Raw genomic sequence first — 22,824 nt, 5'->3', positions numbered from 1 at the left:
TTATAAAAAAAGCAATTATGAAAAAAATACAAATAAATATATTGTTATTGGCTGCACTGCTGACCGGACTTTCAGCCTGTTTAAAAAAGGACGCTATGAATATCGATCCGGATTCAGGTACAAAGAATGTGGTGGAGTTTGCCAATACCGGCGATAACCTGGCTTCTGCTGCCTCGAAATATCCAAGGTTTTATGCTGATCTGGGAACGGTGAGTACCGGCCAGGTTTCTGCCATAAAATTAAACTTAAGTTATTCCGGGATTGAAACCGCTTCGCAGGATATTACAGTTAATCTTGCCCTGGATACAGCGGCCTTATCATTATACAACGTCACCGATGGTACCGGTTATACCGTTCCGCCAACATCGGTATATAAATTCCCGTCATCGGTAATTATTAAAAAAGGAACACAGCTTTCACAGGTTGAAATTATTGTTACCATTGCCAGCGATTTTGACTTTAATAAAAGTTATGCAGTTCCGTTAAAGATTTCATCTGTTTCAACAGGAATGGTAAGTAATAACTTTGGCAGTGCTATTTATTCGTTCGGCGGAAGAAACAAGTACGATGGCATTTACCTGGTAAAAGGTAATGTAACCCATCCAAATGCAGCTTACACCGGACCATTCGTTGATGATGAGGTTGCATTTAACACAACAGGCGCTGCCACTATAGCAATGAAAGCACAGCCTTTTTTCAATAATGGCACTTTGGCAACTTTTGATGTTCACCCTGTATTTACGGTAAATGCCGATAATTCAGTTACGGTTTCCGGCCTGCCCGACGGAGGGATGGCGCCCTCGATCAGCGATCCTACGTATAAAAATCGTTATGATCCCGCCACCAAAACATTCTTCATAAGCTATTCTTATAATGCTGCCGTACCCCGGATTATTTATGATACGTGTGTATATGTGAAACCGAGATGATTTGAAGTTTAATATGAGGAAGCCGTCTCACAAATAAGAGGCGGCTTTTTTCATCCGCTCCAACGCCCCCGCTTTCGTCGAACGGTTGATGAAAAATTCTGACACTGGTAAGGGTGTTTCCAAAAACTCAGCTAAAGGAACCTGTTTATTGTCAATATAGATCATCCCGCCGGTTTGATCTGCACAGGTAATAACGAGCTTTTTTTGGCGAACGTCATTTCCGGCATAAACGCTATCTATTTGCAATGCATGCTGCAATAAGTCGGTGGCATGATATCCCTGCCGGAATTTTCCCTGGTAAGGATGGGTTTTATTGGTTTTATCTTCAAAACAAAGGTTGGTGGTTTCATTAGGTATGTACCCGTTGCCATGCCTGGTTAAATAGGCACGCATTACGTAATAGATCTCCGGCAATGGCAAATGTTCAGCTTTAATGATGTCCATAGCATTTTTAGAAGTGGAATTACTCCTGGTTACATGCGGAAAAAAGCCAAAATCCATATCCAGCATAATGCCCTGCGCGCCTTCGAAAATAATATGCTCATATCTGCCTTTAATTTCGCTGAGGGTTTTAATGGAAAGCTCGCATTGGTCAACATACCATAAAAATTCGGCTATCTTTTCATCAACGTTAACCGCACCGTACCAGGTGGCAATTTGTTTCAGTTTTTGTAACAACAGCGGCCGGTATTGTAAATCGATCGCAAACAGCTTAAAAGGGGTTTCCGTATGACGGGCAATGGTAGCGCCCAGGCCTACACCTACCGACCCGTGTTTATTGACGGACTCCAACCGTTGGTTATGTTCGTAATCAAACGGAGTGGTGATCATGGCTAACGGATGAATAAAATGAACCGGATCATATCCGTTTTGCACCAGCGCTTCGCGTTCATTGAAGAAAGATTTCGGGCAAAAGGTGCAATATTGGCTCCAGTACGTATGGGCGCCACGGAAAGTGCCGGCGCCAAAGCTGGAGAAAACATGCCGGTACCGGTTGGTTTCAACCGTGTGCCCGGCATTGTGTCCGCCTGAAAATCGAACCACCAGGCTTTGGGGCGATGAAAGGAAAGCGGTTGTTATACCTTTCCCTTCATCGCCAAAAAATAGCCCTGTAACGATGCTCGTTTTGCTCATCTTCATTTGATTTTATAAAGAAACGATCCCCGACTGTTTACCGGTAATAACACCATTATTTATTTGAACCAGTGCATTCGACACTTGTTGAGCGGTAGTGGTATCAAAGGCGGCTACCACTTTTTTCAGATCGGCGCCCATTACCACGGCCACCGTGGAGGCAATTATTTCGGCTATGTTATTATAGTCTTCAACAAGGATTAGTCTTTCCTGCAACAGTTTCCTCCAGTCATGTATGATGCCTGAGGTGCCAGTGCCTGTTTCGGTAACATGCAAATGGAAAACATGATACATTCTTTGCGCTTCGGCCAGTAATTGTTCAGCCGGAATGTCTTCATAGAACTGGTAGCCTAACAAATTGGATAGAAAATCTTTCTCCAGCATTTTATGTACCCCTTCATCGCCAATGGTAAATAAAAAGCCTTTCTGGTTTCTTTTTTCAAAACAATCGATGGAGGTATGCCTTGCAAAAAACAGCCAGGCCAGCGCATACGATTCCATACTCTGCCCGCCACCTCCGCCTTCCAGGAAAATTTTGGTAAGCCATTGGTTCAATTCGTCGGTGCCCGCTTCAAATTGCCCAACCTGTAACGGACTGTGATCTGCATATTGATCGCCTATGCCCCCAAATAATACATGGGCATCGGGTACCCCATGCGCCAGAAGGGTGTTCATGAGATGGCCTAATTTGTGGCGGACCAGCATTTCGGGGATAGCGCCCATACTTCCGGTTTCATCTAAAAAAACACCTATGGCCAGGCTTTCAGGATGCGTTACCGAATCACGGCTTTCACGAAAGGCTACACCCCTGGGCGACATATCTTTATCGATACTTCTACTACCAAATACCTGGGCGGTTGATTTGGTTGAATAATTGGCCCGTAAATGCTTATAAGCATCATTTGACCAGCTTGAATTTCCCATACATTTATTTTTAAATGGTTAATGAATAAAATCTTGTTTTAAAATTCCTGCGCAACAACTGCTGATACCGGGTTAAACACTGATACGCATCATCATGCCGGTTAAGTAGGAAATTAATAAAGTCCTCGTTGTGCGTTTTTTTGAATTTAACCGCATTGCCGGCGGCATCGCCTAACAGGTAAGCAGCTATGTATTTGGCACATTCCAGGTCGGTCACCACACTCGCCACTTTTGTATTTAAGATCTGTGTCGGATACCAGGTTATATACCGGCCGGACACCGTATTTATTCTGCTACGTTTGCGGGCGAGGTGATAAAAAGAAACCACCTGTATGCCGTGATTTTCCGGAACAATAAAAACCGATTCAGGGTTCAATCCGCCATGAACAAAACCCTTTTGCGATAAATAAGCAATGTATTCCAGCAGTCTGTTTAATACCCAGCTTACATGTTCCTGCGGCAGTTGTAAGCCTGATAAGGGAATGGCCCTTTTTTCAAAATCAAACCGATATGTGCCATCTGCCAGTGTATGGCATGCTGCCGGCAGATATTTTTTAAAATGCCCGTCTGCGTCAGACCGCAGTTGTTGAAACATATGGTAATTATCAACCGATGCGGTGAGGTTTGGCAGTGCAGAGGAGAAGTCAGCCCAATAGCCATTCGTTTTAAAAACACCTGCATCATCGGTATACGGCTTACCGTGCTCATACTGGTTCTTCCAGATATTCATTTTTGAAGTGGCTTCCACTGCACCCGGATCGGTACACGTATCCGGATGGATCTGCTTTATAATGGTGTTGAATTCCGTTTTAAAATTCGCCAGGTTCAACACGTCTTCTATTTTATCAGCTTTTTTGATTTTATCGATCAGTGCATTCATGCGTCCAACTTTTTTTGATAAGCAAATAAAATCCCTGTCCGTACCGGAGTACAGTTTTGTAAAGTCGTCTTATGATAATTAATGATGTTTTATGCGGCAGGAGCAACCAGAATTACATCGCTTTCATAAAGCGAGCTGTAATACCCGTGTTAATTTTATTTTGCGTTTATATTACGCAAATTTAAGAAGGCGTTTCGGGATATGCAAGTTATTTGCGTAAAATAAACGCAAAATAGTTTAAGGCCTTTCTATTGGGGAATCAGACCTCCTGCTCAGCGCCATGCTCCTGCACCCGCACCGGAATGTCAATGGCTTTGATGGCCATCAGCTTTTGGTCGAACTCGGTGGCAGTGTAGATAGACTTGGCTTTTTGCCGCATTTTATAAACGTACACGGTCTTGGCCGAGTATTGCAGAATGCGGGCGATGGATTCGTTGTCGGAAATGCCTAAACGAATAAGGGCAAAGATCCGGAGATCGGTGGTGAGTATTTCGTGGTCTTTGGGCCATAGCTGGTCTTCCTTTTTGAACAACGCATTGAAACTGGTTACGAAGTTGGGAAAGATCTTGAGGAACACTTTGTCGAAGGTTTGGAAAAGCGCTTCGCGTTCCTTGTTCACCTGGATCTCATTCGTGAGGGATTGGATATGGTCCAGTTTGTTCTGGATCACCTTGGCCTCGATGGAGACTTTCAATTTCTCCAGTTTGGTGATATAGCCTGAAATAATATTGAAGAAATAGCCAATGTACTCTTCTTTGATGTGGGCATCCTCTGCAAACCTGTGGTTGGCTTCCACCACCTGTGCATTCACCTGCATCAGTTCCTCGTTCATAGCAGCCAGTTTCGTATTGTTGCGCTGAATGAGCTTTTCCCTGGCAGCGCGTTGCTTCAATTGTTTATACAGCAAAAAGGAGATCAGGATAATAACCAGTAACAAAAAGATGGTACTGCTGAGGTAAATGAGGAAACGTTTTTTCTGGCTTTCTACAAAATTAAGCTTGGCTGCTGCTATAATGGGCAGCACCGTGCTTATCTGTATCTGTCGCTGGCGGGCGCCATAAAAGTCCGCGTCCTTCAACGCTTCCTGGATATAGATATAAGCGTTGTCAACATCGCCGTTGGCGGAAGCCATTTCTGCCAGCTTAAAAATTGCCAGGGTTTCTTTGGTAGATGCCTGCAGGTCGGCAATCACTGCCCTGATCAGGTAATTGGTGGCGTTTTCGTTATCGCCTAACCGCTGGTACAAATCACTGAGCAGTGAGGTAGTGATGGCATCGTCGTGGTTAGCGGGTTTATATTGTTGGTAAAAGGCCAGGAATTCTTTCAGGGCGGAGGCATTGTTGCCATTGTTATAATCGCGGTAACTAACCAAAAAACGGGCGCCATAAGAGCCAGGATGCACCAGCCGGAGGGATGAGTCGCTATAGCTAAGGCCTTTTGCCCGGTAGGCGGGTGACCAGGTATCATCGTTGTTATAAGTCGCCAGGTCGCACCAGGCGCGGCTCATTACCGCATAATAACTCTCCAGGGTGGCATCGTCGAACCCGCTGTGGTCAATGGTTTCCAGCACACCAAAGGCTTCCTTGTATTTTCCTGCCGAAAGCAGGATAAAGCCCAGCTTCATGTTGGTGTAGTTGACCTTTAAGGCGTCGTGCATCCGGTTAGCCAGGGCCGCCATCCGGCTAACATATACATAGGCCGAATCGTACTTATAGGATTTATATTCCTCATACAGGCGGCTGCAAAGCTGGAACTGCTGCGCAGTGCTGTCGGCAGACAATCGTTGCAGGCTATCCCGCATCCCGGCAATCCGTTTTTCTTTTTGGTGGTCGTACACCGCCTTGCGCCCGATCTCAGTTTTCAATTGCGAGAGCAGCGAATCGGTAACATCAGAAGCCAATACTCCAAGGCAGCAGGACAGCAGGCAAATAGTCAATATGGCGGCGCGCATGTTTATAAATTCAACACAATAATAACCATAATATCAGGTGAAATTCGCCTGCCGGGAGTCATTTCTTCTTAAATAAATTCATTGAACAGTTAACCGGTTAAACAAATACTATTCTTATAATCAAATTGTTAGAAAAACTAAAATGGTTGTTGGGTTTAAATAATCATTCAACGGGCAGGTGAGGTGATTTTTTCAAATTTATACAGGCAGTAATATCGGGGCATGAACAAGTCGATTGCGATGCTATTGATGCTGGCCATTTTATCCCGCAGTTGGGGTCAACCTGTTTATTCAGGCGCCGGTTTGGGGGTTCATTATTCTCCGGCTGCTACTTCCTTTACAATCTGGTCGCCTGCCGCTACGGATGTAGTGCTGCGGTTGTACGCGGCAGGGGAGGGCGGGAGCGTCCTTAATACCATTCACCTGCAAAAAGGCAAAGCCGGCAGCTGGGCCGTTTCGGTACCAGGCAATTGGGAGAACCGGTTTTATACTTTTCAAACCTGTATTAACGGCAACTGGTCGCAGGAGTGCCCGGATCTCTACGCACAGGCAGTTGGGATCAACGGGCGCCGGGGAATGATCATTGATCTGGCAAAGACGAACCCGCCGGGCTGGGCCCACGATAAACGGCCGGCGTTGAAAAATTATACGGATATCATTATTTACGAACTGCACGTACGTGATCTCTCCATCAGCGCCGGTTCGGGCATCGTTCACAAGGGAAAATACCTGGGCCTTACAGAACGGGGAACGCACAATGCCGCCGGATTATCAACCGGTCTGGATCATATAAAGGAGCTCGGCGTTACGCATATTCACCTGATGCCGTCGTTCGATTTTAACTCCATCGACGAGGCAAACCCCGGCAGTTATTATAACTGGGGGTACGATCCCGTTAATTATAATGTACCCGAGGGTACTTATGCTACCGATGCGTACGATGGGCGGGTGCGCATCAGGGAGTTGAAGCAGGCGATCAGCACCCTGCATGCGAACGGATTACGGGTGGTCCTCGATGTAGTATACAATCATACCAGCAATATTGCCAACTCCATCTTTACCCAAATGGCCCCGGGATACTTTTACCGGCATCTGGCCAATGGCAGTTACTCCAACGGAAGTGGTTGTAATAATGAAACGGCATCCGAACAGGCCATGATGCGGAAGTTCATCGTAGAATCGGTAGCCATGTGGGCCCGGGAGTACCATGTAGATGGTTTTCGGTTCGACCTGATGGGACTGCATGATATCCCAACCATGAATGCGGTGTCGGATACCCTGCACAAAATAGACCCGTCCATATTTATTTATGGGGAAGGCTGGGCTGCCGGCGCCAGTCCTTTTCCCGAAGCGCAACGGGCGGTAAAACAGAACGTGGCCCGGTTAAACAGCATAGCGGCTTACAGCGATGACATCCGCGATGGGTTGCGTGGCGGCATCAGCAATGTAAAGGAAAATGGGTTTGCAAGCGGCCATACAGGTACGGCCGAAAGCATCAAATTTGGAATCGTTGGCGCAACGGCACATCCGGATATCGATTATCAGCGGGTGTGCGATTCCAAAGCGCCCTGGGCTAAGGAACCTTTCCAGGCTATAAATTATGTTTCCTGCCACGACGACAACTGTTTGTTCGACCGGTTGATGATTTCCAACCCCGGCGCTTCAGAACAGGACCTGATCAAAATAGACAAACTGGCCGCTGCCGTGGTGCTCACTTCACAGGGCGTACCGTTGCTGCTGGCCGGTGATGAAATGCTCCGCACCAAACAGGGCATGGCCAATTCATTCAACGCACCGGATTCTATCAATGAACTGAACTGGGACAGAAAAACCACCTATAATAAGGTGTATGAATATTACCGCGGGTTGATTGCTTTACGTAAACGCCACCCAGCCTTTCGTATGCCCACTTCAGCTATGATAAGGCAACACCTGACCTTTCTGCAAACCTCCGGCGACGGTCTGCTTATTTCCTACCTGCTCACCGGCAATGCCAATGGCGATCCATGTAAAAACATTTTAATAGTGCTGAATGGAAGCAGGAACGCTCAAAAAGTGAACCTGCCGCCGGGCAGTTGGATACAGGTGTTGAACGGGGAAGGGTATAAAGAATCGGGGATCGGTGCAGTAAAAACAGGAGTGGCAGAAATAGCAGGAACCAGCGCAAATGTGTTTTTGGCCCGGTGAACCACGGCGGTTTTAGCACCATTTAGTGGTTAAAAAGTTTAAATATTCAGCGATCAGTCTTTGATTAAATGTTTGATAGTAAGGGAGTTGGTTTTTAAAAGGTCTCAATTTTCGGTATTTATTTTTAAACGACTAGGAAAAGTTTAGCTGTCGGTTTTCTTTTGCGTTAACCATACACGATACGTGTTCAGTTTAGATTTCTCTATTCATCCAAAACTGTAACTAATGCTTAGCCACTATTTGAAAAAGGTATTATTCCTTCCCATTCTTCTTTTTTTGCATGTTTGCTTATATGCGCAAACCGGAAGTATTTCTGGTAAAATTCTCGATGACAAACAGGCGGGTTTAGCCGCCGCTACCGTGCGGCTGAATGGCGCCACGGCCGGCGTACGCGCCGGCGAAGATGGCAGCTTTAAATTTCCCAACCTGGCTCCGGGCAGGTATACCGTGCTCTTTGAACATGTGGGGTACATCCCGCTGCAAAAGGAGGTGACGGTTACTGCGGGCGCTGCTACTACGCTGAATGTAACAATGGCTGTTTTATCAACTTCGTTAAGCGAGATTGTAGTAATAGGTTATGGCTCGGAGCGGAAAAAAGATGTAACGGGCGCCATTGCCTCCATTACCTCCAAAGATTTTCAACAGGGCCAGATCACTACACCGGAACAACTGATTGCCGGTAAGGTGGCAGGGGTATCTGTTATTTCAAACAGTGGCGCGCCAGGGGCGGGCAGCACCATCCGCATCCGCGGCGGCGCTTCCATAAACGGAAGCAACGATCCGCTGATCGTACTCGACGGCGTTCCGTTGAATCCTTCCTCCATTGCGGGCGCTGCCAATCCGCTCGATCTTATCAACCCCAACGATATCGAGCGGGTAGATGTACTCAAAGATGCCTCTGCTGCGGCCATCTATGGTAACCGCGCTTCAAACGGGGTAATCCTCATCACCACCAAAAAAGGTCAGCGGGGAAAACCAAAGGTTAACTTTAGCACCCAGCTATCCGTTTCGCAATTGTCGAAGGAAGCAGGTGTTCTGTCTCCGGGTGAATTCCGCGATTATGTAAAAAGTCATGATACCACGGCTGCAGGCAATTTCAGGAACCTGTTAGGCGCCTCTAATACCGACTGGCAGAAGGCCATTTACCGAACGGCAGTAAGTACCGACAACAACCTGAGTGTGTCGGGCGCTGTGGGCAATAAACTGCCTTACCGCGTATCGGTAGGGTATACCAACCAGGATGGGATTTTAAAAACTTCCAACCTTACCCGGTACTCAGGCGACATCAGCCTGGCGCCTGTTTTTTTCGACGATCACCTGAAGGTGGCCGTTAACCTCAAAGGGGCCCAGGTAAAACAGCGTTTTGCCAACGAGAAGGCCATCGGTGCAGCCGTTAGCTTCAATCCTACGCAGCCTGTTTATTCGGGTAAGAACAATTACGGCAGCTACTTTGAATATACCGACCCCAGCAGTGTAACCGGTTTAAAATCGAATGCACCGCGGAACCCGCTGGGCCTGTTGGAAGAGAACCGCGACGTGAGCGATGTATACCGTACGGTTAGCAGTGTGGCGTTTGATTATAAACTGCATTTTCTGCCCGACCTGCATATCAACGTTAATCTGGGTTACGACGGGGCAAAAGGTTCCGGCACGCAAACCATTCCTGCCTATGCAGCCAGTAACCTCAATACCTATACAGACAGCAATGGTGTTAGCTACAGCGGTCTTTCGCGCAAATACAGGCAGGTTAGCAATAACCGGTTAATGGAAGGTTTTCTGAACTATAGCAAAAACATTGCGGCTTTAAACAGCCATGTGGATGTAGTAGGCGGTTATGCCAACCAGAAATTCAGTAACACCACCTATAATTATGCTTCTAACTTTGCAGATGGCACGCTGAACCCGAACTCACTTCCCACCTATCCATCCAGCATCAATGAGTATATCCTTACTTCGTTGTACGGACGTGTTAACTGGGTATACAACGATAAATATATTCTTACCGGTACCGTTCGCAACGATTACTCTACCAAATTTGCACCGGCCGACAGGAGCGGGGTTTTCTCTTCCGGCGCCTTTGCCTGGCGTATTAATGAAGAAAAATTCCTGCAGAACAATAAGGTTATTTCTAACCTGAAACTTCGGTTGGAATACGGCGTTACCGGTAACCAGGAAGGCATCGGCAGCTACGATTACCTGTCTGATTACAGTATGGGTACTGCTACAGCGCGGTATCAGCTGGGGCAATCTTATTATTACGTGTATCGTCCGGGCGCTTATTATCCCGGCCGTACCTGGGAAACAACAACCACGCAGAATATAGCGATCGATTACGGTTTGTGGGGCGACCGCATTACAGGTAGCGTGGATTATTACACCCGTAAAACCAAAAACCTGCTGGCAACCGCCACCCAGTCGGCGCTTACCAACTTCAGCAACCAGATCACCGCCAACATTGGCAATATGAAAGATGAAGGGGTTGAATTCAACATCAACGCAAAGGCCATCGACAAACAAAGCATTGGCTGGACAATGGGTTTCAATATCACCTATAACCATAACACCATTACCAACCTCACGGCATTGCCCGGGCAAACATCCAGCGGGTTGCTTATTGGCAATATCACGGGCGGAACCGGCAATACGGTTCAGATAAACCAGGTGGGCGCCAGTAAATATTCCTTCTACCTGTACCAGCAGGTATACGACGCCAAAGGCAAACCCATTGATGGGTTGTTTGTAGACGGCAAGAAGGATGGCGTTATTAACCAGAACGACCTGCATGTAAACAAGAGTCCAGATCCCAAGGCCTACCTCGGTTTCAGCACCGATTTCCGCTACAAACGCTGGGGAGCAGGGTTGGTGGCCCGTGCCAGCTTTGGCAACTATGTATATAACAACGTAGCCAGCTATACAGGTATCCAGAGTTATATGCTGAATCCCATCGGTACGCTCAATAATGGCAGCCGTACGGTGTTATCGGGTAACCTGATTGGCTCCAACGACAAGAGCCTGTTGTCTGATTACTGGCTGGAAAATGGTTCTTTCCTGCGGATGGACAATGTGCATCTCTCTTATAACCTGGGTAAGGTCATTGCCGGCAAAGGCGACCTGCGCATTTCCGCCAATGTGCAGAATGTATTCCTGGTAACTAAATACCAGGGGGTAGATCCGGAAGTGTCGTCGGGTATCGACAACAACTTCTATCCAAGGCCGAGAACCTATGTATTGGGTGTAAGCTGGAGCCTTTAATCTAAACCTGTAAACACAATTACAATGAAACGATTTGTCAATCATATATTATTGTTCACAGCATCTTCGCTATTGCTGTTGGCTTCGTGCAACAAAAACACCATTCTTGAACCCAACGACCAGGTGACGGCTGGTGCGGTATACAGTACGGCAGCGGGCTATAAATCGGTGCTGGCAAAATTGTACGGGGCATTTGCGCTTACGGGTAACAATGGCCCTGCAGGCAGCGGTGATATTGCAGGTATCGACGAAGGTACTTCCGATTTTTTCAGGCTGTTCTGGTGTGCGCAGGAACTGCCTACAGACGAGGCCGTGGTGAGCTGGGCTGATGCGGGTTTGCCCGATTTTCATTCCATGAGCTGGTCGGCCTCCAATACCTTTCTTGCGGGATTGTATTATCGCAGTACCTATCAGATCACTTTGTGCAATGAGTTTATCCGCCAGTGTTCCGATGCCAGCCTCAGCAGCAGGGGCATAACTGGCGACAGTGCTACCATGGTGCGTTATTATAAACAGGAAGCCAGGTTGCTGCGGGCTTACCAGTATTGGGTGCTGATGGATGTTTTTGGCAATCCTCCTTTTTCAACCGAAGCGGATGCGTTGGGATCAGCAACACCTAAACAAATTGACCGGGCCTCGCTGTATAAATATATCATGAGCGAACTGAAGGATATGGAAGGCAGTCTGGCAGCTCCCCACAAGAACGAATATGGCCGGGCAGACCAGGCAGCGGCATGGGCCTTGATAGCACGGGTAGCACTGAACGCCAAAGTATATACAGGCACAGCAAACTGGGACGATGCCGTAACTTATTCAAAAAAGGTAATCGATGCAGGTTATTCCCTGGTAAAGGATTACACGCACCTGATGCTGGCCGATAATTACAACAATACATCGGAATTTATTTTAACCATCAACTATGATGGCAATGCCACCCAAAACTATGGCGGCTCTACGTTTATGACACATGCACCTGTGGGTGGATCGGAAAAAGCTGCTGCTTTTGGCATCGATGGTGGCTGGGCCGGCATCCGGGCCACGGGCAACCTCATCGATCTGTTCCCCGCGCCCACCAGTACGGCATTCCCCAACAACGGCAATCCCGACACGCGTGCAGAGTACTGGATGGATGGTCAAACCAAGGCCATTGCAGATGTAAGCGTGTATACCAATGGATATTCTATGACCAAATACCGCAATGTAGATGTGAATGGCGCAATGGGAAAGAACATCAATTTTGCCGACATCGATATTCCTGTTTTCCGTTTGGCTGAACAATACCTCATCTATGCCGAAGCAACTTTGCGTGGCGGCGCTAATGGCGATGCCTCGCAGGCGCTCACTTACATCAATAAACTAAGATCAAGGGCATACGCCGGTAATGGCGGAACAATCGCCGCTTCTGATATGACCCTGAACTTTCTGCTCGACGAGCGTGGCCGTGAATTATATTGGGAAGGCTTCCGCAGGACCGACCTGGTTCGTTACGACAAGTTTACCGATGCTTCATATCTGTGGCCATGGAAAGGCGGATCGAAAAATGGGGTAGGCGTATCGGCTTACCGCAATTTGTTTCCCCTGCCAACCGCTGACCTGAGTGTGAACCCCAACCTGAAACAAAATACCGGATACTAATAAACGATTGAATCGCATATGAAAAAGATATTTATGCTTTGCACTGCATTGGGTACCGGTTTGGTGCTTATGCTGGCCTCCTGTAAAAAGACCGGTTCCCTGGCTTACATGGGCAATGCCACAGCCGGGGCGGTAACTGCTTCTGCTAACAAAGTGGTGCTGGATGTATCGAAGATGACTGTTGCTGATACCAGCATATTGTTTACCATTAAAAGCGCCAGCTTTGGTTACGATGCTGCCATTACCAATGAGCTGCAGTTCGATTCCGTTGGCGACAACTGGGCGAAGGCTGTTGGGGTGGCCATGGATGCCGGGGCCTCTAAGCTGCCATACTCTACTTACAAACTCAATTCACTGGCGCTAAAACTGGGCTTGCCCGTAAATGCTGCAGGGCAGGTACTGGTGCGGCTGAAAAGTACGGTGTCTACAGTAACAGTGTACAGCGATCCTATTACCTTAACGGTAACACCCTTCTCTGCGGCTTCTTCCGTTTATGTGCCCGGCGCCTACCAGGGATGGTCGCCTGCAGCAGCCGATAGCCTGGTTTCTGAAACCTCCAACGGCATCTACGCGGGCGTTATCAATTTCACCGGCAGCGATTTCGGGTTTAAGATCACCACGGCAAAGAACTGGACCGCGGCTTATGGGCAGGGTTCAACAGCAGGTACCGTTAGTTTATCAGGCGGCAATTTGACCGCCCCGGGTAATGGTGGTTATCTGTTAACATTGAATACCGATCTGCTCACCCTGGCTTATACGCCACAATGGAGCGTTATTGGTGATGCGGCCGGCGGTTGGAGCACCGACACCCAGATGTATCTTAACAAAACAAACAATTCCTGGTACGTAACCATGAAGCTGACCAGCGATGGCACCAAGACCATCAAATTCCGTTTCAAGAACGATTGGGGAACCAATTTAGGCGCAGGCTCCGGTGCGGGTACTCTGTCTTCTGGTGGCGGCAATATCACCATCCCGGCAACTGCAGCGGGTGGCGACAATTACACGATCTCGATCAACCCCACCACTTTGACATACACCTTAGTGAAAATCTAAAATACCGATCAGTGAACTGGATCTTTTACAGCGCACTGCTTTGCCTTATGGCAGGCAGTGCTGCTTCCTGCAATAAAAACTCCGGGCTCACCACGGCCACGCAGCCTGCTACCGCAGACGTGCCTGCGGGGGCATCGGATGGAGTAACCTTTACTAAAAATGGCACTTCTGCCATTTTCAATTTGTATGCACCGGGTAAGAACACGGTGGCGGTGATTGGCGAATTCAATAACTGGAAGCCCACTGCCATGACGCAATCAACCGACGGCAATCGCTGGTGGGTGCAGGTTGATAATCTTGACCCGGCCAAAGAATATGCCTATCAATACCTGCTAGACGATACGCTGAAAGTAGCCGATCCTTATACCCACAAGATCCTGGACCCTGATAACGATGCTGCGATTCCATCCGGCGTATATCCTGCCCTGAAAGCTTATCCTTCCGGTACGGCGGCAAAAGGTATGGTGAGTGTAATGCAGGCAAACCCTGCTGCCTATACCTGGAAGGTGGGTTCATTTACCCGGCCCGATCCTAAAAACCTGGTAGTGTATGAACTGCTGGTGCGTGATTTTGTAGCTACCCACAGCTATGCCACACTTACCGATACACTGAATTACCTGGCCACCCTGGGTGTGAATGCAATAGAGTTGCTGCCGGTGAATGAATTCGAAGGCAATGACTCATGGGGGTATAACACCAACTTTCTGTTCGCCCTGGATAAATACTACGGTACGCCCAATTCATATAAAGCTTTTATCGATGCCTGTCATGCCAGGGGCATAGCCGTGATCCAGGACATAGTGCTGGAAGATCAGTTTGGTTCATCACCCATGGTGCGGATGTATGCCACTGCATCGGGCAGTCCTTCGGCTAAAAATCCCTGGTTCAACGAAACGAACAGGCATCCCTATGCAGTAGGCTATCAGTTAAATCACGAAAGTGCGGCCACAGTAGCATATACTGAATATGTATTGAAATACTGGATGCAGGAGTACCATATAGACGGGTTCCGGTTCGACCAGTCGAAAGGCTTTACCCAAACCAATTCAGGCAACGACGCTGCCTGGTCGGCTTATGATGCCGGGCGGGTAGCCATCTGGACAAAATATATCAAATACATGCAAAGCCTGGATGCCGGCTTTTATATTATCCTGGAACACTTTGCGGCAGACCAGGAAGAGGCCGCGCTCGCCGGTTTGGGCGCCATTATGTGGAATAACCTGAACGGGAATGCCAACCAGGCTACCATGTCGTATAATGATGCCGGCGGTTCATGGGACCTTAAACGAATGTTCTACGATTCTCATGGGTTTACTACTCCATATAACCTGATGACATACATAGAGAGCCATGACGAAGAACGGCTGCAATATAAGAACGAGCAGTATGGCAATTACTCAGGTTCGTACAGGATCAAAGACCTGGCCACCGGGCTTGCCCGGCAACAACTGATCGCCGCATTTGAAATGGCTGCTCCCGGCCCAAAAATGCTGTGGCAGTTTGGAGAACTGGGGTACGACGTTTCCATCGACTACAATGGCCGTACAGGCAGTAAACCCATTTACTGGAACTACGCGAAAGATGCCAGCCGGCTGGCGTTGTATAACACTTATGCAAAGCTGATAAACCTGAAAAAGAAAAACTCCGTTTTTACTGCCACCAATTATTCGTATAAGCTGGATGGCGCCGTGAAAACCATTTCGCTCACGGGGTCCGACGGCACCAGTGTAATGGTGGTGGGCAATTTTGATGTAGTGGCTCAAACACCGGCTATCGCGTTCCCGCTTACAGGTACCTGGTACGATGATCTTTCAGGTGGAACGGTATCGGTAACCGCCACGCCTTATACCATAACACTGGCCCCGGGTGAGTATCATATTTACAGTAATACAATGCTGAAGCAGTAACATTATCAGAATGAGAAAATATCTTTTTATTATTGGTTTGTTTTTGACAGGCAAAAATTTTGGACAGGTTCAGCCCGCCGGCAACGTTACTGCTGTTAAAGTAAAAGGACAGCAATTGCTGTTCACTATGCAATACGCCGTTGGGGAAGTAACCGTATATAGCCCAACGGTAGTGCGGGTACGGCTCGGTGAGCATGCACTGGGCAGAGATTTTTCTTATGCGGTGGTGAATGGGCCTGCAACAACGCATGTGGCCGTTAACCAAACGCCCGAAGCGGTCACCTTGTTAACTGATTCACTGAAGGTGGTGATTGCCCGGAAACCCTTTCATGTGGCGTTCTATACTTTAGACGGACGGGTTATCAATGAAGACGAGCAGGGACTCAATACCTCCTGGATCAACTCGTTTGTAACCACCTACAAACACCTGCAGGAAGGGGAGCGGTTTATAGGCTTGGGTGAAAAAACGGGTGGGCTGAACAAGCGGGGAAGTGCGTATACCAACTGGAACTCCGATAACTTCGGCTACCGTACCGACAAAGATCCCTTGTATGCCACCTTTCCTTTTTACATCGGCATTCATCATGGGTTGCGTTACGGCATCTTTTTAGACAATAGCTGGCAAACCGATTTCAACTTCGGCGCCAGCAACAACCGGTTTTCTTCATTCGGTGCACATGGCGGCGAAATGAACTATTACTTTATTGCGGGCGCCCATGTAGCCGATATTATCACGGCTTATACAGGATTAACAGGACGGATGAAAATGCCGCCCTTGTGGAGTTTGGGTTACCAGCAAAACCGCTACTCGTATTATCCTGAAACAGAGGTAATGCGCATTGCGCAAACCTTACGGGAGAAAAAGATACCTGCCGACGGTATTACGCTCGACATCCATTACATGGATAAATACAAGGTGTTTACGTGGGACAAACAGCGCTTTCCCGATCCGGCAGCCATGAGTGCAAAACTGGCGCAGCTGGGTATTAAACTAACGGTGATCGTTGATCCCGGCATAAAGCAGGAGGAAGGATATGGCGTGTATGAGCGGGGTAAAAAAGCAGGCGCCTTTATAAAATACCCTGACAGTACCGATTATACGGGACAGGTATGGCCCGGCTGGTGTGCCTTTCCTGATTTTACCGGCGTAAAAGGACGCGCCTGGTGGGAAAAGGAGATCAGTAAATATGCCGGTGACGGCATCAGCGGCATCTGGAATGATATGAACGAGATCAGTACCTGGGGGCAGAAGATGCCGGACAATGTTTTATTTAACAACGAAGGAGAGTCCGCCACCCATTTGCAAATGCACAATGTGTATGCGTTGAATATGGCCCGGGCGAGTTTTGAAGGCTATAAACAGGCATTGAACCGCCGTCCTTTTATTTTGACACGCAGCGGATATGCCGGTCTGCAGCGCTACAGCGCCATTTGGACGGGCGATAACCGGGCGGAAGAAGATCACATGCTGTTGGGTGTTCGGTTATTGTATAACCTGGGGCTGGCCGGTGTGCCTTTTACCGGAATGGATGTGGGTGGTTTTACCGGCGGTGCATCTGTACCGTTATATGTGCGCTGGATGCAGGTAGGTTCATTCAATCCATATATGCGAAACCATACCGCGGTGAATACCAAATCCAGCGAACCCTGGTCGTATGGCGAGCAGGCTTTGGAGATAGTGAGGAACTATATTTCGCTTCGCTACCGCTTGCTGCCCTATGCCTATTCAAACTTTTACGAAGCCACGCAAAACGGATTGCCATTGATGCGAACCCTGGCGTTGGACTATACTGATGATGCCGCGATTTATCGTTCCGCTTTCGAGAACCAGTATATGTATGGGCGCGCCTTTATGGTAGCGCCATTTACCGGGGCGGAAGGCTTTGGGAACATTTATTTCCCTGCCGGGAGCTGGTACGATCTGTATACCGATCAGCTGATAAAAGGTGGTCAGGAATTAGCATTACCACTTACGATGTCGAAACTGCCGGTGTATGTGAAAGCAGGCAGCATTGTGCCCATGCAATCCCTGGTACAGCATACCGGGGAAAAACCTTCCGATACGCTGGTGCTGCATGTGTATGCAGGAGGTTCGGGTAGCCAGTTCATGTACTATGAAGATGATGGCTCGAGTTATAATTATGAGAAGGGCGACTACTATCGCCGCCGTATTACGTATGATCCTGCTTCGCGGCAGATTGTACTGGGGAAAGTAGAAGGTGCTTATGTATCTGAATTCAAATACACAAAGCTGGCATTGCATGGTTTTGGTGAGGGCGAATTGACAATAGGAGGGAAGAAGGCCGGCAGTGAAATGGAGGCATTGCTGGCGCCGGTATCTAAATTTGATCCGCAGGGCGAGGCAAATGAACCCGAAGGACATACGATAAGAACAGTAACGGTGAGCAATGGGCAGGAGGAAATGATTCTTAAGTACTGAGCAATTTGGCAAATAAAAAGGGTGAAAAAACGGTTTTTTGGGCGGTCAGCTATAATTACCTTATAGTCTTACTGATTGATGCGGTTACAGACCTCAAAAAACTAATATATGCAGATCCTGAAACATCCGATTGTAGCTGTTGTGGGCAGTGCCAGAAGGGAGATCATGACGAATGCTGAACTCCAGGCGCGCAAGGCAGCTGAGGACATTGGCGCAGAATTGGCCAGGCGCGGCTGGTCCCTTGCCGTTTATGGAAGTATGCCGGATTACATTGAGCACGATGTGGTAAAGGGTTATCTGACTGTCAAAGAAATAAAAGATAAGTCGATCGTATGTATTTACCCGAGTGAAATGGTCATTGATTTCGATGGTTTGAATGATCATCCCAACTGTTTTGATCTGCAGCCTGATACAAGCGCTGACTGGGAGATGTCCTTTTACCGTTCGCTTTTTCAGATGGACGGTATTCTGCTGCTGGGGGGCAAACAATCCGCACTTATTGCCGGGCAAATCTCATTGAGTTGTGATCTTCCGATTGTAGCAGTGGGAAGGTTTCCGGGCGCGGCACAAAAGATCTGGCGGGAGCATTTGTCCAAAAAACCCGGAAGTATAAGTGACGAAGACCTGCAGATCATGGGGCGTTGGGATGGCGCCTCTCCTGTTGACCTGGTGCGATCATTGACGAACCAATATGAAAAGGCAGTTGAAAGAAAAAAGAAAGAAAAAGAGTTGGGGGAAGATATCAGGAAAAAGGCGCAATTGTATGATGAACAATTGACTTCCGCAAAGAAGGCCAAAAAACAGGTGATTCTCGCATTGGTTTTCCTCATTGTTTTTTTAGCTTGTTTTATTTTAGGCCTGGTAGTAAACTGGTCCGACGGCCGGTATGTTGCCTTGTGTGTGATCGGCCTGGGTCTTGCCGGTGGCATGGGCGCTACAATAAGGTTGCTGGCGCCAAAGCCCCCTAAAACCCTCAACATATTTACCGGACCATTGCTGGGCGTACTGGTCGGACTCATGTTTGCAATTATTTATCTTATCCCCCAATCGATCCAAAAAACCGGATTTTTGTTTCCTGAGTCATATGCTAAAACTGATTTCACTGCGCTGCGGGTGCAATTTGTTTGTGCAATGGTAGTGTCGGTTCTTGCCGGACTTGCTTTTGATTATTCTTTGCAACAACTGATAAAGAAGGGTCAAAGTGATCCAGGTAAGATGTTAATGGGTGAAAAGTAGTCTATAACTCCAGTGGGTTTATTATCGCTACTTGTCCGCCGGCTTCTTTCACCCTGGCTGCAAAATCTGCCGTGCCGCCTGGCCCGTCGCCCACTGGTTGCTGGTCCCAGATTAAAATAGCATAGAGATTGCCGGGAGAGGATGTTTCTGCTATCCCCATCTGGATCATTTTGATATTGGCTGCAGCAAAAGGGGAAATATCTTTTGATTGATTTGGCTCCAGATCGCTCATCCAAAAGGTTTGCACCTCCGGCTTTTTACGCAGCTCATAAAAGCGTTGTTCCCAGTTGGTGCCTGGTTGGCGAACAGACTGCTGTAGAAATTCTTCTTCGTTGAGTGAGATGATTAACCATACGTGGGCGCCCTTGTCTGCACATAACTCCGCAAAAAGAATATCGCTTCCCCTCGCGCCGCCACAGATAGCCAGGTCATTATTACCCACTTCTAATTTATCCAGTTGATGCGCTATCTGCTCCTGCACAAGCGACACCTTTTTCTCCGGAAAACGTGGTTTTTGCCGGTCGGCTTTATCAGTTAAATGACCACTGCAGAGTATGACTTTATTAAATGACAAGAATATCTTAATTGTTGAAGAAAGGTAAGGAATGTAAGGCAGATTCTCCAAAAAATACCGTGAAAACACCTTAGCCCGGTACAGTGGTTTTCAATAATTTTCTACATGTAATGCATTCCTGCAAATACCTAAACTAAATAATATGTCTTCCATTTCAATAGAAAATTGGGGTACTTTATACGACCGTTATAAAGATAACGGTCGACAACGTAAAATTCTCTCGCTCGACGGTGGTGGCATGAGGGGAATTATCACTCTTGAGATCCTGCATGATATGGAGCAAAAATTGAAGAAGGAATTAAATAAAGAAGATGATTTTGTGCTCTCCGACTTCTTCGATTACATTGGTGGAACCAGTACAGGCGCCATCATTGCAGCGGGGCTTTCCAGGGGCATGCGTGTACAACAGCTCCTCGATTTTTATATTGATAAGGGCGAAGCGATGTTCGACCCCGCGTTCCTGTTAAACAAAGTAAAGTACTTTTATAATGAGGGGTCGCTGCTGAAAGAATTGAAAAATACCTTCGGCGATAAAGACATCGACGTGCTTTCGGGCGATTTCAAAACGTTGCTGCTTGTAGTAACTATGAACCGCTCAACAGATTCTCCCTGGCCGATCAGCAATAATCCGGATGCTAAATATAACGACCGGAAACGCCTTGATTGCAACCTCCGTATTCCGCTTTATCAGTTGGTAAGGGCCAGTACAGCCGCACCAGCTTATTTCAAACCTGAAACATTACAGTGGGACCCCGGTAACCCCGAAAAAACATTCGTGTTCGTAGATGGTGGGGTAACACCCTATAATAATCCGGCTTTCCTGCTTTACAAGATGGCTACACAAGCACCCTACAAACTTGGTTGGAAAACGGGCGAGAAAAATTTATTAATTGTTTCTGTAGGCACCGGTTCGGCGCCAAGCCCCGGTGCATATGGCAACATTGTAAATACACTGAAAAATATACCCACAAACTTAATGTATACAATGCAGGTAGACCAGGATATTAACTGCAGAACAGTAGGCCGTTGCATTTACGGGGCTCCTATTGACCGTGAAATGGGTGACCTTATTCCATTGGATGAAAATAGTAAGGTGCTTCCACTGGAAAACGATGCTAACCGGCACTTCAGCTATATCCGGTACAATGCCGATTTAAGTGAAGAGGGCCTTGCCGATCTAAAGCTTACCGGAATAGACAGCGACAAAGTGCGTGAAATGGATTCCGTAAAACATATTCAGGACCTGCAGACAATTGGAAAAGCGGTAGGTGCCACACAAGTGAATGTAGCCGCACATTTTGCTAATTTTTTAAATGGAACCAGCGTATGAGCAAGCCAGTATGCTTTATCATAATGTCTTACGGTAAAAAAAGTTATATCCCTAAAAACAGCAAGGATGGGGCGCCCAGGATAATGGATTATGACCTCATCTACGACGAACTTATTGTGCCTGCCGTAACAGATGCCGACATGGAACCCGTGCGTGCTGACCATGAGGCTATCGGCGGCATCATACACAAACCTATGTTTGAGCGTATTTTGTTGTCTGAATATGTGTTGGCGGATCTTACCGGCTTAAACGCCAATGTTTTTTATGAGCTGGGCATTCGCCATGCTTACCGTCCATATACCACTGTAAATATTTATGCAAAAGATTCCGTGCTGCCATTTGATACCAATGCGCTTCGCACATTGCCTTATGATCCCGAAAACCCGGAAGAGGATAAAATAAAGGGAACCATTACAAGGTTCCTGATCGAAGCCAAAGATGATAAATTAATTGATAGTCCTGTTTTTCAGTTGGTAAACGGGCTCCGCTTTCAAAACAGTATTGCGCACGAAAAAACAGAGATCTTCAGAAACCAGGTTGTTTATAATAGAAACATTGCACAAAAACTGGCGGAGGCCAGGGCGCTCCCTCCATGTGAACGGGTTGATGCTATTGATGCTGTTGCCCTCTCGCTTATCCTGAAGAATGAAGAAACCGGCGTGTTGATTGATATCATGCTTTCCTATCGTGCAGTAAGTGCGTGGCAAAAAATGATAGAATTTATTGAGCATATGCCTGTTCATGTTCGAAATACAATTTTGGTACAGGAGCAATATGGGTTGGCGCTAAACAGAGATAAAAAGCGCCAGAAAGCAAAAGATGTCCTTAATAAGCTCATTGAAAACCCTCCCCCAAGTAGTGAAACGTTTGGCATACTTGGACGTGTATTTAAGGATGAGTTTACGGAGGCTTTTGAGCGAAATGATGAATTGGGTGCGGAAAGCGCGCTTGATATGGCTATACAAACTTACCGTAAGGGATTTGAAGCTGACTGGAGAGATTTTTATCCGGGGGTTAACCTGGTTACGTTACTTGAAATATCGGGGCAAACAGAGGAAGTGGCCAGGATAATGCCGGTGGTTGAATTTTCTACCCTGCAAAAATTAAAACGCCAGGATAAACAGGCAGATTATTGGGATTATGCAACATTGGTTGAACTGGAGGTTATAAAAAAGAATCAGGAAAAAGCGAAGCATTATTTAATCAAGGCGTTGTCCTGCAAAATAGAGCAAGCCTGGATGTTTGACACCACGATAAAAAACATTCAATTGCTTGCAACATTTCGCTCAAGGAGAAACGAACCTGTTGATACAGAAAACTATGTAATTGGTTTATTGCAGGTACAAAAAAGAATATTTGAGGAAAAGACGAAAAAGGTATGTGAGTGAG

At 47.3% G+C, this 22,824-nt stretch carries 15 protein-coding genes; 10 read left to right on the top strand and 5 right to left on the bottom strand.

The genetic code is table 11. The features are described 5' to 3' along the window. Positions 1 to 17: 17 nt before the first annotated feature. On the top strand, positions 18 to 929 hold the full coding sequence (locus NIAKO_RS18780) for a BT_3987 domain-containing protein (RefSeq protein WP_014220026.1): 912 nt from the start codon (positions 18 to 20) through the stop codon (positions 927 to 929). Between the two features lie 27 nt (positions 930 to 956). On the opposite strand, the gene NIAKO_RS18775 is transcribed toward NIAKO_RS18780, so the two are convergent. The 4 genes from NIAKO_RS18775 to NIAKO_RS18760 all read right to left on the bottom strand — a co-directional run bounded on the left by NIAKO_RS18775 (position 957) and on the right by NIAKO_RS18760 (position 5,818). After that, complete coding sequence (locus NIAKO_RS18775) at positions 957 to 2,063, bottom strand: adenylosuccinate synthetase (protein WP_014220025.1); 1,107 nt, start codon at positions 2,061 to 2,063, stop codon at positions 957 to 959. Between the two features lie 12 nt (positions 2,064 to 2,075). Further along, complete coding sequence (locus NIAKO_RS18770; RefSeq protein ID WP_014220024.1) at positions 2,076 to 2,987, bottom strand: hypothetical protein; 912 nt, start codon at positions 2,985 to 2,987, stop codon at positions 2,076 to 2,078. 10 nt (positions 2,988 to 2,997) lie between these two features. Next, complete coding sequence (locus NIAKO_RS18765; RefSeq protein ID WP_014220023.1) at positions 2,998 to 3,867, bottom strand: protein kinase family protein; 870 nt, start codon at positions 3,865 to 3,867, stop codon at positions 2,998 to 3,000. A 259-nt stretch (positions 3,868 to 4,126) separates the two neighbouring features. Continuing rightward, positions 4,127 to 5,818 carry a DUF6377 domain-containing protein gene (locus tag NIAKO_RS18760; protein WP_014220022.1) on the bottom strand — a complete coding sequence of 564 codons (1,692 nt, stop codon included), beginning with the start codon at positions 5,816 to 5,818 and terminating at the stop codon, positions 4,127 to 4,129. A gap of 222 nt (positions 5,819 to 6,040) precedes the next feature. Between NIAKO_RS18760 and pulA the strand changes: the two genes are divergently transcribed. From pulA to NIAKO_RS18725, 7 genes are all read left to right on the top strand, one after another. Continuing rightward, positions 6,041 to 8,005, top strand: a complete 1,965-nt coding sequence (gene pulA, locus NIAKO_RS18755; protein ID WP_014220021.1) for a type I pullulanase — start codon at positions 6,041 to 6,043, stop codon at positions 8,003 to 8,005. Positions 8,006 to 8,230: 225 nt separating this feature from the next. Further along, the gene (locus NIAKO_RS18750) at positions 8,231 to 11,257 is read left to right on the top strand and encodes a SusC/RagA family TonB-linked outer membrane protein (protein ID WP_014220020.1); all 3,027 of its coding nucleotides are present in this window, start codon (positions 8,231 to 8,233) and stop codon (positions 11,255 to 11,257) included. A 24-nt stretch (positions 11,258 to 11,281) separates the two neighbouring features. After that, positions 11,282 to 12,892, top strand: coding sequence for a RagB/SusD family nutrient uptake outer membrane protein (locus tag NIAKO_RS18745; protein ID WP_014220019.1), 1,611 nt, complete (start codon positions 11,282 to 11,284; stop codon positions 12,890 to 12,892). Positions 12,893 to 12,910: 18 nt separating this feature from the next. Next, the gene (locus NIAKO_RS18740) at positions 12,911 to 13,948 is read left to right on the top strand and encodes a DUF8037 domain-containing protein (protein ID WP_041346976.1); all 1,038 of its coding nucleotides are present in this window, start codon (positions 12,911 to 12,913) and stop codon (positions 13,946 to 13,948) included. A gap of 11 nt (positions 13,949 to 13,959) precedes the next feature. Beyond that, the gene (locus NIAKO_RS18735; protein ID WP_014220017.1) at positions 13,960 to 15,855 is read left to right on the top strand and encodes an alpha-amylase family glycosyl hydrolase; all 1,896 of its coding nucleotides are present in this window, start codon (positions 13,960 to 13,962) and stop codon (positions 15,853 to 15,855) included. Positions 15,856 to 15,865: 10 nt separating this feature from the next. Next, positions 15,866 to 18,295 carry a glycoside hydrolase family 31 protein gene (locus NIAKO_RS18730; RefSeq protein ID WP_014220016.1) on the top strand — a complete coding sequence of 810 codons (2,430 nt, stop codon included), beginning with the start codon at positions 15,866 to 15,868 and terminating at the stop codon, positions 18,293 to 18,295. 108 nt (positions 18,296 to 18,403) lie between these two features. After that, entirely contained in the window at positions 18,404 to 19,531 is a 1,128-nt protein-coding gene (locus NIAKO_RS18725; RefSeq protein ID WP_014220015.1) for a hypothetical protein, read from the top strand. 1 nt (position 19,532) lies between these two features. On the opposite strand, the gene NIAKO_RS18720 is transcribed toward NIAKO_RS18725, so the two are convergent. Next, complete coding sequence (locus tag NIAKO_RS18720; protein ID WP_014220014.1) at positions 19,533 to 20,105, bottom strand: hypothetical protein; 573 nt, start codon at positions 20,103 to 20,105, stop codon at positions 19,533 to 19,535. 142 nt (positions 20,106 to 20,247) lie between these two features. Between NIAKO_RS18720 and NIAKO_RS18715 the strand changes: the two genes are divergently transcribed. Beyond that, the gene (locus tag NIAKO_RS18715; protein ID WP_014220013.1) at positions 20,248 to 21,435 is read left to right on the top strand and encodes a patatin-like phospholipase family protein; all 1,188 of its coding nucleotides are present in this window, start codon (positions 20,248 to 20,250) and stop codon (positions 21,433 to 21,435) included. After that, positions 21,432 to 22,823 carry a TRAFs-binding domain-containing protein gene (locus tag NIAKO_RS18710; RefSeq protein WP_014220012.1) on the top strand — a complete coding sequence of 464 codons (1,392 nt, stop codon included), beginning with the start codon at positions 21,432 to 21,434 and terminating at the stop codon, positions 22,821 to 22,823. Before NIAKO_RS18715 ends, NIAKO_RS18710 begins: the two co-directional genes overlap by 4 nt. Position 22,824 lies beyond the last annotated feature (1 nt).

It is taken from the genome of Niastella koreensis GR20-10, assembly GCF_000246855.1.
Classification (GTDB): domain Bacteria; phylum Bacteroidota; class Bacteroidia; order Chitinophagales; family Chitinophagaceae; genus Niastella; species Niastella koreensis.
Note: the sequence above shows the minus strand (reverse complement) of the source record. Positions and strands in the feature narration are given on the sequence as shown.

What these genes read in the sequence shown, in the direction of transcription:
- NIAKO_RS18780 (WP_014220026.1), top strand. Translation starts at nt 18, where the DNA reads ATGAAAAAAATACAAATAAATATATTGTTATTGGCTGCACTGCTGACC.
- NIAKO_RS18725 (WP_014220015.1), top strand. Translation starts at nt 18,404, where the DNA reads ATGCAGATCCTGAAACATCCGATTGTAGCTGTTGTGGGCAGTGCCAGA.
- NIAKO_RS18760 (WP_014220022.1), bottom strand. Translation starts at nt 5,818, where the DNA reads ATGCGCGCCGCCATATTGACTATTTGCCTGCTGTCCTGCTGCCTTGGA.
- NIAKO_RS18775 (WP_014220025.1), bottom strand. Translation starts at nt 2,063, where the DNA reads ATGAGCAAAACGAGCATCGTTACAGGGCTATTTTTTGGCGATGAAGGG.
- NIAKO_RS18745 (WP_014220019.1), top strand. Translation starts at nt 11,282, where the DNA reads ATGAAACGATTTGTCAATCATATATTATTGTTCACAGCATCTTCGCTA.
- NIAKO_RS18710 (WP_014220012.1), top strand. Translation starts at nt 21,432, where the DNA reads ATGAGCAAGCCAGTATGCTTTATCATAATGTCTTACGGTAAAAAAAGT.
- pulA (WP_014220021.1), top strand. Translation starts at nt 6,041, where the DNA reads ATGAACAAGTCGATTGCGATGCTATTGATGCTGGCCATTTTATCCCGC.
- NIAKO_RS18730 (WP_014220016.1), top strand. Translation starts at nt 15,866, where the DNA reads ATGAGAAAATATCTTTTTATTATTGGTTTGTTTTTGACAGGCAAAAAT.
- NIAKO_RS18770 (WP_014220024.1), bottom strand. Translation starts at nt 2,987, where the DNA reads ATGGGAAATTCAAGCTGGTCAAATGATGCTTATAAGCATTTACGGGCC.
- NIAKO_RS18715 (WP_014220013.1), top strand. Translation starts at nt 20,248, where the DNA reads ATGTCTTCCATTTCAATAGAAAATTGGGGTACTTTATACGACCGTTAT.
- NIAKO_RS18740 (WP_041346976.1), top strand. Translation starts at nt 12,911, where the DNA reads ATGAAAAAGATATTTATGCTTTGCACTGCATTGGGTACCGGTTTGGTG.
- NIAKO_RS18765 (WP_014220023.1), bottom strand. Translation starts at nt 3,867, where the DNA reads ATGAATGCACTGATCGATAAAATCAAAAAAGCTGATAAAATAGAAGAC.
- NIAKO_RS18750 (WP_014220020.1), top strand. Translation starts at nt 8,231, where the DNA reads ATGCTTAGCCACTATTTGAAAAAGGTATTATTCCTTCCCATTCTTCTT.